Here is a 14,221-nt window from a genome sequence, read left to right on the forward strand (position 1 = left end):
TTAAAAAGAAGCCGAGGCGCTGCCCCGGCTTCTTTTTAATGCTAAAAAATATTTTCTTTGTACGTATGGTAAAGATCATCCAGCTCCTGCAACTTTTTATCCATTTCAATCTGCATTGCAGAGGCCTGATCATAATCGCCTTCCACCAACAACGAGCGAATTTGTGTAAAAATACTCTTTTTTCCGATATCGTCTTTCGCAAGTTCATTACGACGGGAAACAATTTCTTCCCAACGCTTACGATCCAACTCATTATCCGCCGGTAATTCTTTATACGAACACAAACGGTACATTGCTTCATCAATAATGCGATTGTGCAATTCCAGTTTCCAACGGTTGATGACCCCGGTCAAGAACGATTCCATCAGTCGCTTCGAGAACGCATCTCCTGCCGCTAACGCCTCCTGCTTACCAGGATTCTCGCGCAACATTTTGATATTTTCCCAAACGGTTGCCGGCGGACGCGAGAAATGATGCTGACGTTCCTCTTCGGTGAACATTTCAAAGACATCTTCTTCACTGCGATACGCCCGATCTTTTTCCAAGTAATCGGCGTCATCTCCCGGGGCTTTCGACAATTCTGCCAACAACTCATCGGTTGTTTTACCGCTCTTCACCGCATATTTAATACCGTCCAGTGCGGCGAGGTAGCACAAGGCAATGCAAGTATATGTATTCGTGTACGGATTCGGTGCACGCAATTCAAAGCGAGTGGCCAGCGGGTTCTTAAGGTCACGGATTAAACCGATTAAAATGGTGCGATTTCGCGACGGAATCGCCGGCGCCTGACCAAGGGATGTAACAATACAAACCGGTGCTTCAAAGCCCGGCTGTAAACGATTTAACGCATCCGTTGTGGAGCTGATAAACGGATTCATTGCTTCGTAGTTTTTCAAAATGCCCATGATCGCACCGTAACCGAGTACGCTGACAAAGTCTTCTTTCATATCTTTCGGCGCAAATAAGTTGATTACTTTGCCCGATTTCATTTTTGCAGACAGTCCGATATGTGTATGTTTACCGCTGCCGGCAACACCGTGGATCGGTTTCGCTTTAAAAGTGACCTCTAAACCGTGTTTGCGAAATGTTTCACGAACAATAATACGCGCTTCCAGTTCGTTATCAGCAGTCTGCAGTGGATTGGACGAGAATTTCCAGTCGATTTCCAACTGTTCCAAAATGTTTATAAGGCGCCCGTTGTCATCAATGCGCGGTTTTACACCGCCCACTTCTTTATGACCCATTTCAGGCTGCAAGCCTAATTTTTTCAACAACTCAATGGATTCTTCCATTGCAGTGCGAACCGCTCCATGGGTTCGTTGCCAGTATTGCTCTTTCATGCGCTGCGAAACCGATAATGCACGGCTGTCGATCGGCTGACTCGGCGTTTTTACCCAAAATTCAAGTTCGGTCGCTGTGGTAAATAAAAGTTCGTCAATTTCTTTAACATTAACGTGCTCCATCCCCGGAACCGTATGCGTCGAAAGTAACTCTAAAATCTCCTGTTCAACATACGCAATACTGCGTTTCAAGATCGAACGGGCATCTACCATTTCTCCATTGTGGATCAAAAAAGCCGGAATGCGGAGTGTCCCGATCGGCTTTCCCGTTTGTGGATCCAAATGATCGTAATTGTAGTCGACCACCCAATTTACGTCTGGGTCGGCAATCATATCGATTCGGGCATTATTTAGTGTAGCAATCGTGGGAAGAACCACCGATGAACCATCGGTTTGCACTGCATCACCGGAGAAAAAGTCGTTATAATTTTTAAAAAACAATTCAATCGGAATACGTTCATCGGTATCGTTACCGGCCATATCAATCCCGACAATGGAAACATATTGAATTTCAGGGTACTGTGCTAATAACGAAAGTACACCTTCTTTACCGTATTTGCCTGCGGGAATGACATAAAGAAGTTCTTCATCACGTAACATGTTCATTTGGTTCCTCCTCAATAAAAAGACCTCAACACGATATCGAGTTGAGGTCCCCATTGACCGAATATTCTATTTATTGCTGGCCAACCACTCACGTACAGCTTGGTTGACTACTTTCCCATCTGCCCGGCCTTTTAACCGAGGCATAACAGCCTTCATCAAAGTCCCTATATTTCGTTCTTCAGGTGCTAATTGGGAAGCGGTTTCGACAACAATGTTACCCACTTCTTCTGCACTGACAGGCTGCGGTAAATAGCGACTCAATACTTCAATCTCTGCTTTAGTTTGCGTAATCAGATCATGACGATCCGATTTTTCAAACTCCGCCAAAGAATCTTTCCGGAGTTTCATTTCTTTCGCTAAAATACCTATGACATCTTCTTCTGCTAAAGGCTCAGAACTGTCAATCTCAGCATTTTTAATCGCGGCGCGAGCCATGCGGATGACCGAGAGTGCAAGCTTGCCATCTTCTTTGGCCTTCATGGCCTCTTTCATGTCACGCTGCAGGGTTTCTTGAATGGTCATCAACTTTCACCTTCTCGTTATTTAAATTTACGTTTTCTGGCCGCTTCCGATTTCTTTTTACGACGAACGCTCGGCTTTTCATAATGTTCGCGTTTTCTCACTTCAGAAAGAACCCCGGCTTTTTGGCAGGAACGTTTAAATCTGCGAAGAGCACTATCGAAAGACTCGCCCTTTTTAACTCTGATTTCAGACATTGATATCCCTCCCTCCAAATAGTCGTATGGGGTGCAATTGCACTAATTAAAATTATAAGCCCCGACGCTGCATTTGTCAATCTGCAAACGGAGGCCAACCTAACGCTTTGCCACCGATTATATGCGCATGAAAATGGGGTACCGTCTGACCACCGTCAGCACCTGTATTGATGACGACGCGATAGCCGCTTTCGGCAAGGCCGAGTTGACTTGCCACCGCTTGTACGGTGCTGAAAAAATGTGCAAATTGATCTTCCGTTTCGGCATCCGTAATTTGATTGATGCTTTGAACATGTTGTTTAGGTACGACCAAAACATGTACCGGCGCCGTTGGCGCAAGGTCATTGAAGGCAACAAAATCATCATTTTCAAAAACTTTCGAACTGGGAATCGTACCGTTTGCAATTTGACAAAAAATACAGTCTTTCATGGTTACCCCTCCTCGATTCTTTCGCCGATCAACATGGCTCCGTCGTCAGAGACGACTCGTGTCGAACAAATCATACCTGCTTTCCGCCCCTCGCCTTTGATTGTTAGCTGACAATAATGAGGTGTAAAGCCTTTCCATGCACCATCTTCCGTTTGTTGTTCCAATAAAACATTCGTGGTTTTCCCGATAAAAGAGCGCCGGTAATCGGTGGCCGTTTGCTCCGCCACTTTTTCTGCGGCATGCACTCGCTCCTTTTTAACCGCTTCAGAAACTTGATCCGGAAACGTCGCTGCCGCAGTGCCGTTGCGCTTAGAATAAGGAAACACGTGCACCCCGGCAAAACGCAATTCTTTCAACGTTGCCATCGTTTCCGCAAAAAGCTCTTCCGTTTCGCCGGGAAAGCCTACGATTAAGTCAGTAGTAACTGCCAAATCGGGAATTCTTGCACGTAATGATGAAATAAGATCCACATATTCTTGCAGATGATAATGCCGGCGCATTTTCCGCAAAATTTCTTCCGATCCCGATTGCAAGGGCAAGTGCAGATGTGGACATACACGTTCATTCGTGGCAATCAGATTTACTAATTCTTCAGAAATCTCAACCGATTCAATGGAACCGAGTCGAATTCTTGAAATATGTGTACGCTCGAGCAGCATCTTGACAACGTCAGCCAAGTCTACTTGTCGTCCCAGGTCTACGCCGTAATTCCCCAAATGAATACCCGTTAAAACGACTTCTTTAAATCCTTGCTCATCCAATCTTCGAGCTTCATGATAAATATCTTCCACTCCTCTGGATTTCAATTTACCGCGCGTATAAGGAATAATGCAAAAGGCGCAATAATTGTTGCAACCTTCTTGAATTTTTAAGTATGAACGGGCACGATCGGAAGCCGGATGCGCCCAATGCAATTCTTCGAATTGACTCGTTTCAAAAATATCATGCACCGCATTATGCGCTTGTGAGGAAGATCCGTACGCCTCAATCAAATCGACCACCTTGGTTCGATCCTGCGTACCGATAATCAGATTAACCCCGTCAATTTGTTGAATTGTTTTCGGATCCAGTTGTGCATAGCAACCCGTCACAATAATTTTTGTCTGCGGATTCAAACGTTTGGCACGACGAATCATTTGACGCGATTTGCGTTCACCGATATGCGTTACCGAACAGGTATTAATGACACAAATATCCGCTTTGTCTTTCGCAGATACCTCTTCATATCCGCGCGCCAAAAAAAGGCTGCGCATCGCATCGGTGTCATACTGATTTACTTTACAACCCAGGGTTAAAAACGAAACTGTCTTCAAATTGATTTCCTCTCCGTCGCAATTTAGTAATTTGATTCATTGTAATGTTTTTTTGCTTGGCATGCAAGAAAAACGAGGCGCGTCCGCGTCTCGTTTTTTACTAATTATTCAATTTATCCTTCAGTTTATCAAAAAAAGACGGTTCTTCTTTATTGACGGTGCTGTCGCCCATGCACTCGCTGTATTTCAGCAAAGCCGCTCGCTGCTCGGAGGATAAACTGCGCGGTACGCCGATCGTGACCCGTACATTTAAATCGCCTTTGCGATCGCTTCGCAACGATGGCAGTCCTTGACCGGAAAGACGAAATGTCTTTCCTCCGGGAGTGCCGTGTGGAATTTTTAACTCCACTTTGCCGAACAGCGTGTCGAGCTGAATCGTCCCCCCCATAGCGGCTGTCGGAAACGAGACTTCCGCTTCACAAAAAAGATCCGCACCACGACGTTGGAAACGCGCATGTGGCTGAACATAGATATACACATACAAATCACCCGTTTCCCCGCCGCGTTCTCCTAAGCCGCCTTCACCGGCTAAACGGATCCGCGAATCGGTGTCCACACCGGCCGGAATTTTCACGCGAAGCTTACGTTTTTTCTGAACTTTACCGCTGCCGCGACATTCATGACACGGAGACTCGATAACTTTTCCTCGACCTTGGCAACGCGAACAGGTATGCACACTCATCATTTGACCTAAGGGCGTATTCCGTACGACTTGCTCCTGCCCGGTACCGTGACATTGCGGACAGGTTTGCACGCTGGTTCCCGGTTCGGCACCATCGCCGTGACAATGGGGGCAAACTTCGTCTTTGACAATACTAAATTCTTTTTCTACGCCCACAGCGGCTTCTTCCAAAGTGATTTCCAAATCGTAGCGTAAATCCGCGCCGCGTATCGGCCCCGTTTGCCGAGCTCCACCACCGCCGAAAAAGCTGCCGAAGATGTCGCCCAGGTCACCGAATCCGCCAAATCCGCCTTGCGCTCCGCCGAAACCGCCGAAACCACCGAAGCCGCCCGTTTGACCGGCCTGCTGATACGCAGTATGACCAAATTGGTCATACTGCGCACGCTTGGATTCATCCGAAAGCGTTTCATAGGCTTCATTGACCTCTTTAAATTTGGCTTCCGCTGTTTTCGGATCATCCTTATTTAAATCAGGATGATATTTCCGAGCCATTTTACGGTAAGCTTTTTTTATCTCATCAGCACTGGCGTTCTTATTGACACCCAGTACGTCATAATAATTCTGATCGCTCATGCCAAACTTCCTCTGTCATTATTTTTTATCTTCATCGTCCATGACTTTGTAATCGCCATCGACGGTGCCGTCATTCGTCTCCTGTTGCGTTGTTTGTTGCTGACCGTTATTTGCCTGCGACTGTTGTGCATTGGCCTGTTCATACAACTTGCTTGCCAACTCATGCAGCGGTGTGCTTAATGCTTCCGCCTTCGCCTTAATGGCCTCTACATCAGTACCGGCCAGCGCTTCTTTCAGATCGGCAATCGCCGTTTCTACTTTTTGTTTTTGTGCCGCATCAACTTTATCACCAAGATCTTTCAGCGTTTTTTCTCCTTGGTAAACTAAAGAGTCGGCATTATTGCGAACTTCCACTTCTTCTTTTTTCTTTTCGTCTTCCTCTTCGTGCAATTTCGCCTCTTTTACCATGCGCTCAATTTCATCGTCGGAAAGGCCGCTCGAAGACGTAATTGTAATTGTCTGTTCTTTACCTGTCCCCAAGTCTTTAGCGGATACATGTACAATACCATTCGCATCAATATCAAAAGTAACCTGAATTTGTGGTACTCCACGAGGTGCCGCAGGAATGCCGCTCAGTTCAAAACGGCCCAGCGTCTTATTATCCGCTGCCATGTTACGTTCGCCCTGCAAGACGTGGATGTCTACGGCCGGCTGATTATCCGCCGCGGTCGAGAATACTTGACTCTTCGAGGTTGGAATAGTCGTATTGCGATCAATAATTTTCGTAAATACTCCGCCCAATGTTTCAATACCCAAGGAAAGCGGGGTAACATCCAGCAGCAGCACGTCTTTGACTTCACCGACTAATACGCCTGCCTGAACCGCTGCACCTATCGCTACCGATTCATCAGGGTTAATACCTTTGCTGGGTTCTTTGCCCAAGATTTTTTGAATCGCTTCCTGAACAGCCGGAATACGACTGGATCCGCCAACCAAAAGAATCTTGTCAATGTCACTTACCGCCAGTCCCGAATCTGCAATCGCTTTACGGGTCGGCTCCATAGTTGCCTGTACCAAATCTTCGGTTAATTCATTGAATTTAGCACGGGAAAGATTCAAGTCCAAGTGCATCGGCTGACCGTTGGAATCGGCCGAAATAAATGGCAAGTTGATATTTGTAGAGAGCACGCCGGACAATTCGATTTTTGCTTTTTCCGCCGCTTCTTTTAAACGCTGCAACGCCATTTTGTCCCGGCTCAAATCGACACCATTGGTCTTTTTGAATTCGCTGATAATCCAGTTCATAACCTTTTTATCGAAGTCATCACCGCCGAGATGGTTGTTCCCTTGTGTAGCTTTAACTTCAAAAACGCCTTCGGCCAGATCCAGAATGGAAACGTCGAACGTACCGCCACCCAAGTCGAACACAAGAATGGTATGCGCTTCATCTTTATCAAGTCCATACGCCAATGCGGCTGCCGTCGGTTCATTGATGATACGCAATACTTCCAGACCGGCAATCGCGCCGGCATCTTTTGTAGCTTGGCGCTGGCTGTCTGTAAAATACGCCGGCACTGTGATGACGGCTTTTTCTACTTTTTCACCCAAGTATGCTTCCGCATCCTGTTTGAGCTTTTGCAGAACCATCGCGGAAATTTCCTGCGGCGTATACGCTTTGTCATCGATGTTTACTTTATAATTGGTGCCCATGTGACGTTTAATGGAACTGATTGTACGATCCGGATTGGATACCGCTTGACGTTTCGCAAGTTGTCCCACTAAACGTTCACCGGTCTTCGAAAAACCTACGACCGATGGTGTTAAGCGCGAGCCTTCCGCATTTGTAATAACTACCGGTTCGCCGCCTTCCATGACCGCTACTACCGAGTTGGTTGTACCTAAGTCAATGCCTATTACTTTTCCCATTCTAAATTTCCCCCTTAGTCTTCTTGATGCGCTACTTGTACCTGTGCTGCGCGTAATACTTTATCATTCATGCGGTAACCTTTTTTGAATACCGCGGTAATTTCCCCTTCCGGTTTATCGTCGGTCGCCAAACGCATGACGGCTTCATGATAATTCGGATCCATCTGCTCGCCCAAAGCAACAATTTCTTCCACTTTATAAGCCTTCAACAAATTCACCAACTTACGATAAATCAGTTGAAATCCTTCTAAAAATTTTTCATCAGCACCTTCTACAGGATGTGACAAGGCTCTTTCAAACTCATCTAAAATCGGCAATAAACTTGTAATCACTTTCGCTTGCGCGCTGTCGTTTAGTTCTGCACGCTCTTGACGATAACGTCTCCGGGCATTATCAAAGTCCGCTTGCAAACGCAAGCGCAAGCGTTCACTGTCTTCCCACTTTTGTGTCAACTCAGCGATCTCTGCCGCGCAATCAGCATCTTCCTGTTCACCGACAATTTTCGATTCGTCAACCGTATCTCCATCGCCTTCGGTTGCTTTGTTTTGTTCTTCCTTGTATTCCGGATTCAATTAATGCACCTCATCTCCATCGGTTTTTCCTGTTCGTAAGACGGAATTCACTTTTTGCTGCATCATATGCAACAACGAAACAATTTTATCATATTCCATGCGCGTCGGCCCGATGACCGCTACGCTACCTACCAGTTTTTGTTGATCGAAAAATTGTGCTTGTACCACACTATAGTTATGTAATGCGGCTATCCCGGTTTCCGGCCCGATGCGCACCGTAAGCGCAGTTGACGGCGAATGGCTGATAAGATCTGCGAGTTGCTTGCTCTCTTCCAAAAGTTTCATCAACTCTTGCAACTTGCCCAAGTCCTTAAACTCCGGCTGGCGAATTAACTCACTGACACCGTCGGTAAAAATTTCGCGATTCTTGCCGACCGTGTTCTGAATCGTATCCAGTGTACTGAACATCACTTGGGGCTCAACCCAAAAGTCCTGCTGCAATTCCTGCATAAGTTCTGTAGTAATCTCTCGCAATTCACGCCCATGTAACGCGCGATTCAGCTGCAACGCAAAATCCTGCAGCTTCAACAACGTCACCCCGGCGGGCATTATAAACGTGGAATGATCCACGCTGCCGTCGGTCGTTACGAGGAGCAAAATGGCGCGGTTGTCATCCAGCGGCAAAAATTGGATGTAATTGAAAACCGCATGTTGCGACTCATCTGTCACAGCCAATGAAAGATTATGCGTCAGGCCTGATAAAATACGAGCCGCTTCACTAAAAATTTCTTGTGTTTGCGTGTTCTCAAAGGTAAACCAGTCCTTAATCGCAGTCGCTTCTTCCCGACTGACTTCACCCGGTTGCATTAGGCTGTCCACATAAAACCGATACCCCTTTAGTGAAGGAATACGGCCGGCAGAAGTATGCGGTTGCTCTAAATACCCCATCCATTCCAAATCCTGCATTTCGTTACGAATGGTAGCCGGACTGATACCTAAATCATAAATTCGAGCAATCGTACGTGAGCCGACCGGCTCGGCAGTGGCAATATAGCTTTGAACGATCGCACGTAAAATAATTTGTTTACGTTCTTTCATCGTTATCACCTCTGTCTTATTAGCACTCTTATCTGTCGAGTGCTAAATCTATTACATAATTTATCATGAAAAGGTGAAAAAGTCAAATTATTTTGTTTTTATGTGCGGATGAAGTAAGTAAACACTTGGTTAGACACTGCTGCACCACGGCGTGTAAGTGTTATCGTATCGGCGGTAGCACGATACAAAAGCCTTTCTTCCAGTAGTGTTTGTAATTCTTTTCCATAAGTTTCCTGAAGTGTAACACCAAATTTAGTGGCAAAAGAAGATAAGGAAATACCGCTCCGACGGCGTAAATTCAGGAAGCAATATTCTTCCATTGCGGTTTGACGGTCAATGCTTTCTACGTCTTGCGGTATCCATCGCGCACTGTCGATCTGTTTTATATAGGCCTGCCAATCCGCAACATGGCTGTAGCGAACATTTCCATCAAAGGAAACAGCGGCCGCACCGAACCCGATATACGGTTCATAGCGCCAATATTTTTGATTATGTACTGCTTCGTAGCCTGATTTTGCAAAATTGGCAATTTCATAACGAGAGAAACCATATTGCGGCAACGTACGTACCATCGTTTGATACATTTCCCATTCGGTTTCTTCCGACGGCAAATCCAAGCGTCCTTGCGTAGCCAAACGAGCAAACAAAGTCCCGGGTTCAACAATCAATCCGTAAACGGAAATATGCGTGATCGGTAAGTGCACCGCCTTCACGAGCGACTCTTTAAAGTCGGCGGCGGATTGACCGGGAAGCCCATACATTAAATCAAGAGTGATATTTTTAAAACCAACGTGCGCCGCATCTTTAATGACACGCCGAGCGTCCTGCGCGCGGTGAATACGTCCGATCCGCTGCAGTAAATCATCACGAAAGGTTTGTACCCCTACGCTTAAACGATTAATCCCTGCCGCATAGTAAGCTTCTAAATCACTGCGAGTGATCCCGTCGGGATTCATTTCCAAAGTTACTTCCGCGGTGTTTCGCACAGCAAAGCGTTCACGGAGTGCCAGTAACACGTCATGAATTCGTTGCACGCCAAAAAGGGACGGTGTCCCGCCCCCAAAGTAAATGCTGTCCACATGATCGGAAAAAGAGCTTAGCGGCCGGTTGGCAATTTCTTTCAACAATGCCGCTAAGTAATAATTATACACCTCTTCGCGAACCACCGCAGAGTAAAAATGACAATAGTGGCAGTGACTCGCGCAAAAAGGAATATGAATATAAATTCCTGTGCTCATCTTAATCGTCTTTCAAAATCGCCATAAACGCTTCTTGCGGAATCGTAACGCTACCGACCTGCTTCATGCGCTTTTTGCCCTCTTTTTGCTTTTCAAGCAGCTTACGTTTCCGTGTGATGTCACCGCCATAACATTTTGAAAGTACATCTTTGCGCATCGCTTTAACGGTTTCCCGGGCAATAATTTTATTACCGATTGCCGCTTGAATCGGGATTTCGAACATTTGCCGCGGAATAATATCTTTCAACTTCAGAGCCAGCGCACGACCGCGGGACGGTGCTGAGCTGCGGTGAACAATAGTACTCAATGCGTCCACTAAATCTCCATTTAAAAGGATATCAAGCTTAACCATATCCGCCGGACGATACCCGGAAAGCTCATAATCCAAAGACGCATAACCGCGTGTGCCGGATTTCAGCTTATCAAAAAAATCATAAATAATTTCATTCAACGGTAAATCGTACTCGAGTGCGACTCGAGTCTCGTCAATGTATGTCATTGTGAGATACTCACCACGCCGCTCCTGAGCCAGTTCCATGACGGCTCCGACGAGATCGGACGGCAGCATGATGTTAGCTTTCACAAATGGTTCCTCAATATGATCAATGACCGTCGGATCGGGCAGATTCGCCGGGTTGTCTACCTCGATCATATTTCCGTCCGTGGTATAGACACGATAAATAACCGAAGGCGCTGTCGTGATTAAATTTAACTGATATTCGCGTTCCAGACGTTCTTGGATTACATCCATATGCAACAAGCCGAGAAAGCCGCAGCGGAATCCGAAGCCCAACGCAAGTGAAGTTTCCGCTTCATACACCAACGCCGCATCGTTTAAATGCAGTTTATCCAATGCATCGCGCAGATTGCCGTAATCTTTGCTATCTACCGGATACAATCCGCAATACACCATCGGTGTCGCCTTACGATAACCCGGCAACGGTTCGGCAGCACCATTTTCCACTGTCGTAATCGTGTCGCCGACTCGACAGTCGTGAACATTTTTAATACTTGCTGCTAAATATCCTACCGTACCGCAACTCAATTCCTGGGTAGGCGTCATTTGGGGCGCAAAAAAGCCGACTTCCGTCACCTCAAATGATTTACCGGTCGCCATCATCCGGATCTGGTCTCCCACTTTGACGGATCCTTCGTGGATTCGTACATAAGCAATAATACCTTTATAGGAATCGAAATGAGAATCATATACCAGCGCCTTCAACGGTCGATCACTATAATCCGGCGGAGGAGGAATTCGTTTGACAATTTCTTCCAGCACATCCGGTACACCCAACCCTGTCTTGGCAGAGATCATCGCCGCATCATGTGCATCAAGACCGATAACATTTTCAATTTCGGCTTTTACCAAGTCGGTATTCGCACTCGGCAAATCCACTTTATTAATGACCGGAATAATTTCTAAATCATGATCCACCGCCAAATAAACATTGGCTAAGGTTTGCGCCTGCACTCCCTGGGTTGCATCTACAACCAAAAGCACCCCTTCACACGCGGAAAGGCTGCGGGAAACTTCATAATTGAAATCGACATGCCCGGGCGTATCAATTAAATGCAGCATGTAATCTTTGCCATCTTTGGCATGGTAATGCAAACGAACGGATTGCGATTTAATCGTAATACCCCGTTCTTTTTCCAATTCCATATTGTCCAATACCTGCGCTTGCATCTCCCGCTTAGATAAAGCGCCGGTGATTTCAATCAGGCGATCTGCCAGCGTTGACTTGCCATGGTCAATATGTGCGATGATCGAAAAATTACGAATATATTCAGTGGACACGAATGTTCTCTCCTTGCCAATGATTTGGTCCTATAATAGCGCCGCCAAGTACTCGATCGCCGTCATAGAAGACAATCGATTGGCCCGGCGTTACCGCACGCTGCGGCTCTTTAAAGACTACATGCACGCCATCTTTTACCGGATATACAGTACAGTCTGCTGCCGGTGCCGCGTAGCGGATTTTAGCTTGCGCGGTAAACGGCTCTGTGCAAGTTTCCCATTCCGTAAATGACGGATCCAACGCCCATACTTCCCGTTGGAAAATGGACGCATTAGGGCCGACAATGACACGGTTATGTTTCGCATCGATAGCGACCACGTATAAAGGATGTTCGGCCGCCACACCAAGACCTTTACGTTGGCCGATGGTATATGCCGGTAACCCTTGATGCGTTCCTAATATACTCCCTTCAAGATCGACAATATCTCCCGGTACAAATTGCTCGGGAATACGCTCCTTCAAAAAGCGAATGTGATCATTGTCGGGAATAAAACAGATATCTTGACTCTCCGGTTTATTGTATACGGGTAAGTTCAATTCTTTCGCCAAAGCCCGCGTATCTTCCTTATGCATTTCTCCCAACGGGAACATAATGTGGGGTAACATTTTTTGGTTTAAATGATACAACACATACGACTGATCCTTTTTCAGATCCGTACCGCGACGCAGTTCATAAAGATTACTTTCTTGATTGTAAAGAACGCGTGCATAGTGTCCTGTCGCCAAAAAATCGGCGTCAAGGTCACGACTAAACTCGTACAAACTCCCAAATTTAATCCAATCGTTGCACATTACACATGGATTGGGAGTAATCCCACAAGCATACGATTGTGTAAAATATTGCATAATTTTTTCTTCAAAAGATTGGCGTAAATCCAACACATAATGCGGCACTGCCAATTGATCCGCTACTCGCTTGGCATCCGTAATCGCGGCAGATTCAACTACTTTATTATTTTCCACGGTATCAAAAAGCAGCATGGTGACACCGATAACATCATAACCTTGCGCTTGCAAACGCGCCGTTACTAATGAGCTGTCAACACCACCGCTCATAGCGACCGCTACGCGCTTTTTGCTCATACTATTCCTCCTTTACATACCATTTTATTATAGCATATAGAAAATCTTCTAAACGATTTTTGTATCCAGCACATCGACATCTCATGTATGCCCTCATCATGAATGCTGTATAATAAGATTATTGAAAGTGTTTAAGGAGAATTTATGCATCAATATCTGTTTTTTATCGGCTCATTTCCGATTCGCAGCTACGGATTGTTTTTTGCCATGGGAATTATTACCGGCGGTCTGCTTGCCTATTATTTCACACGCAAAGCAGAGCGTTATTCGGAATATATTTGGGATCTTACCGTCTACTGCGGACTTTGGGGCATTATTGGCGGTCGTCTTTGGGATGTTTTCTTTTTTGACTGGGACTACTACCAAGATCACCTTTTAGAGATTCCGTTTGTATGGCAAGGCGGTATGGCCATTCAAGGTGGTTTGTTGTTCGGTATTTTGGCAGCACTGTACTATTTACGTAAACGCCACGTCGATATTTTGGATTTTGCCGACCTGGTTGCACCTGCCATCGTCATGGGGCAGAGTGTCGGACGCATGGCGAATCTCATGAACGGCGATGCCTTCGGTCATCCGACCGGCGGTTCGTTTGGAATCTTATATCCCGAAACTACACTTGCGTACCACACCTATGGAGCGCAACCCCTATGGCCGGCAGAAATTTGGGAAGGACAGATTGATGTTCTGATCTTTGTCGTTCTGCTCGCTTATTCATTGCGTTCGCATGCCAAAGGACAGGTATTCGCACTTTACATCATGTTGTATTCGCTAGCGCGCTTCGGTTTGGAGTTTTTGCGCGGCGATTACGGAACACTGCTATGGGGTTTAAAATCGGCGCAGCTGACTGCTCTCATTGCTTTTTTCGCTGCCTTGAGTGCATTTGTATATTTCGCGTATCGCAAACCGCAAAAAGCCATTCCACCTGCTCTTACAAAGGCAAGCAAACGTAATAAAAAATGACGTCA

Annotated in this window: 13 protein-coding genes; 1 reads left to right on the top strand and 12 read right to left on the bottom strand. The window is 46.1% G+C overall.

Translation table 11 applies throughout. The features are described from left to right. Positions 1-41: 41 nt before the first annotated feature. The 12 genes from HNR45_RS01220 to mnmA form a co-directional block, all read right to left on the bottom strand. Positions 42-1,940, bottom strand: coding sequence for a type I glutamate--ammonia ligase (locus HNR45_RS01220; protein ID WP_036467471.1), 1,899 nt, complete (start codon positions 1,938-1,940; stop codon positions 42-44). A 72-nt stretch (positions 1,941-2,012) separates the two neighbouring features. After that, on the bottom strand, positions 2,013-2,468 hold the full coding sequence (locus tag HNR45_RS01225) for a GatB/YqeY domain-containing protein (RefSeq protein ID WP_159821882.1): 456 nt from the start codon (positions 2,466-2,468) through the stop codon (positions 2,013-2,015). A gap of 17 nt (positions 2,469-2,485) precedes the next feature. Next, positions 2,486-2,662: a 30S ribosomal protein S21 gene (rpsU, locus tag HNR45_RS01230; protein ID WP_024048955.1), complete on the bottom strand. Its 177-nt coding sequence runs from the start codon at positions 2,660-2,662 to the stop codon at positions 2,486-2,488. Positions 2,663-2,738: 76 nt separating this feature from the next. Next, the gene (locus HNR45_RS01235; RefSeq protein WP_159821880.1) at positions 2,739-3,092 is read right to left on the bottom strand and encodes a histidine triad nucleotide-binding protein; all 354 of its coding nucleotides are present in this window, start codon (positions 3,090-3,092) and stop codon (positions 2,739-2,741) included. Between the two features lie 2 nt (positions 3,093-3,094). After that, positions 3,095-4,405 (bottom strand): tRNA (N(6)-L-threonylcarbamoyladenosine(37)-C(2))-methylthiotransferase MtaB, encoded by a 1,311-nt coding sequence (gene mtaB / locus HNR45_RS01240; RefSeq protein WP_024048957.1) that lies wholly within the window; start codon positions 4,403-4,405, stop codon positions 3,095-3,097. Between the two features lie 100 nt (positions 4,406-4,505). After that, positions 4,506-5,660 carry a molecular chaperone DnaJ gene (gene dnaJ, locus HNR45_RS01245; protein ID WP_024048958.1) on the bottom strand — a complete coding sequence of 385 codons (1,155 nt, stop codon included), beginning with the start codon at positions 5,658-5,660 and terminating at the stop codon, positions 4,506-4,508. An 18-nt stretch (positions 5,661-5,678) separates the two neighbouring features. Continuing rightward, positions 5,679-7,526, bottom strand: a complete 1,848-nt coding sequence (gene dnaK / locus HNR45_RS01250) for a molecular chaperone DnaK (protein WP_159821878.1) — start codon at positions 7,524-7,526, stop codon at positions 5,679-5,681. Positions 7,527-7,540: 14 nt separating this feature from the next. Then, the gene (gene grpE / locus HNR45_RS01255; RefSeq protein ID WP_024048960.1) at positions 7,541-8,098 is read right to left on the bottom strand and encodes a nucleotide exchange factor GrpE; all 558 of its coding nucleotides are present in this window, start codon (positions 8,096-8,098) and stop codon (positions 7,541-7,543) included. Beyond that, the gene (gene hrcA / locus HNR45_RS01260) at positions 8,099-9,136 is read right to left on the bottom strand and encodes a heat-inducible transcriptional repressor HrcA (protein ID WP_159821876.1); all 1,038 of its coding nucleotides are present in this window, start codon (positions 9,134-9,136) and stop codon (positions 8,099-8,101) included. A 98-nt stretch (positions 9,137-9,234) separates the two neighbouring features. Further along, positions 9,235-10,374, bottom strand: a complete 1,140-nt coding sequence (hemW, locus tag HNR45_RS01265) for a radical SAM family heme chaperone HemW (protein WP_024048962.1) — start codon at positions 10,372-10,374, stop codon at positions 9,235-9,237. Between the two features lies 1 nt (position 10,375). Further along, positions 10,376-12,172, bottom strand: a complete 1,797-nt coding sequence (gene lepA / locus HNR45_RS01270) for a translation elongation factor 4 (RefSeq protein WP_024048963.1) — start codon at positions 12,170-12,172, stop codon at positions 10,376-10,378. Further along, positions 12,162-13,256 (bottom strand): tRNA 2-thiouridine(34) synthase MnmA, encoded by a 1,095-nt coding sequence (mnmA, locus tag HNR45_RS01275; protein WP_159821874.1) that lies wholly within the window; start codon positions 13,254-13,256, stop codon positions 12,162-12,164. The genes lepA and mnmA overlap by 11 nt, the downstream gene beginning before the upstream one ends. 144 nt (positions 13,257-13,400) lie before the next feature. On the opposite strand from mnmA, the gene lgt reads away from it, so the two are divergent. Next, positions 13,401-14,216, top strand: a complete 816-nt coding sequence (lgt, locus tag HNR45_RS01280; RefSeq protein ID WP_159821873.1) for a prolipoprotein diacylglyceryl transferase — start codon at positions 13,401-13,403, stop codon at positions 14,214-14,216. The last annotated feature ends 5 nt before the right edge of the window (positions 14,217-14,221 follow it).

The organism is Negativicoccus succinicivorans, from assembly GCF_014207605.1.
GTDB lineage: Bacteria > Bacillota > Negativicutes > Veillonellales > Negativicoccaceae > Negativicoccus > Negativicoccus succinicivorans.

What these genes read in the sequence shown, in the direction of transcription:
- HNR45_RS01220 (WP_036467471.1), bottom strand. Translation starts at nt 1,940, where the DNA reads ATGTTACGTGATGAAGAACTTCTTTATGTCATTCCCGCAGGCAAATAC.
- HNR45_RS01225 (WP_159821882.1), bottom strand. Translation starts at nt 2,468, where the DNA reads ATGACCATTCAAGAAACCCTGCAGCGTGACATGAAAGAGGCCATGAAG.
- rpsU (WP_024048955.1), bottom strand. Translation starts at nt 2,662, where the DNA reads ATGTCTGAAATCAGAGTTAAAAAGGGCGAGTCTTTCGATAGTGCTCTT.
- HNR45_RS01235 (WP_159821880.1), bottom strand. Translation starts at nt 3,092, where the DNA reads ATGAAAGACTGTATTTTTTGTCAAATTGCAAACGGTACGATTCCCAGT.
- dnaJ (WP_024048958.1), bottom strand. Translation starts at nt 5,660, where the DNA reads ATGAGCGATCAGAATTATTATGACGTACTGGGTGTCAATAAGAACGCC.
- dnaK (WP_159821878.1), bottom strand. Translation starts at nt 7,526, where the DNA reads ATGGGAAAAGTAATAGGCATTGACTTAGGTACAACCAACTCGGTAGTA.
- hrcA (WP_159821876.1), bottom strand. Translation starts at nt 9,136, where the DNA reads ATGAAAGAACGTAAACAAATTATTTTACGTGCGATCGTTCAAAGCTAT.
- hemW (WP_024048962.1), bottom strand. Translation starts at nt 10,374, where the DNA reads ATGAGCACAGGAATTTATATTCATATTCCTTTTTGCGCGAGTCACTGC.
- mnmA (WP_159821874.1), bottom strand. Translation starts at nt 13,256, where the DNA reads ATGAGCAAAAAGCGCGTAGCGGTCGCTATGAGCGGTGGTGTTGACAGC.
- lgt (WP_159821873.1), top strand. Translation starts at nt 13,401, where the DNA reads ATGCATCAATATCTGTTTTTTATCGGCTCATTTCCGATTCGCAGCTAC.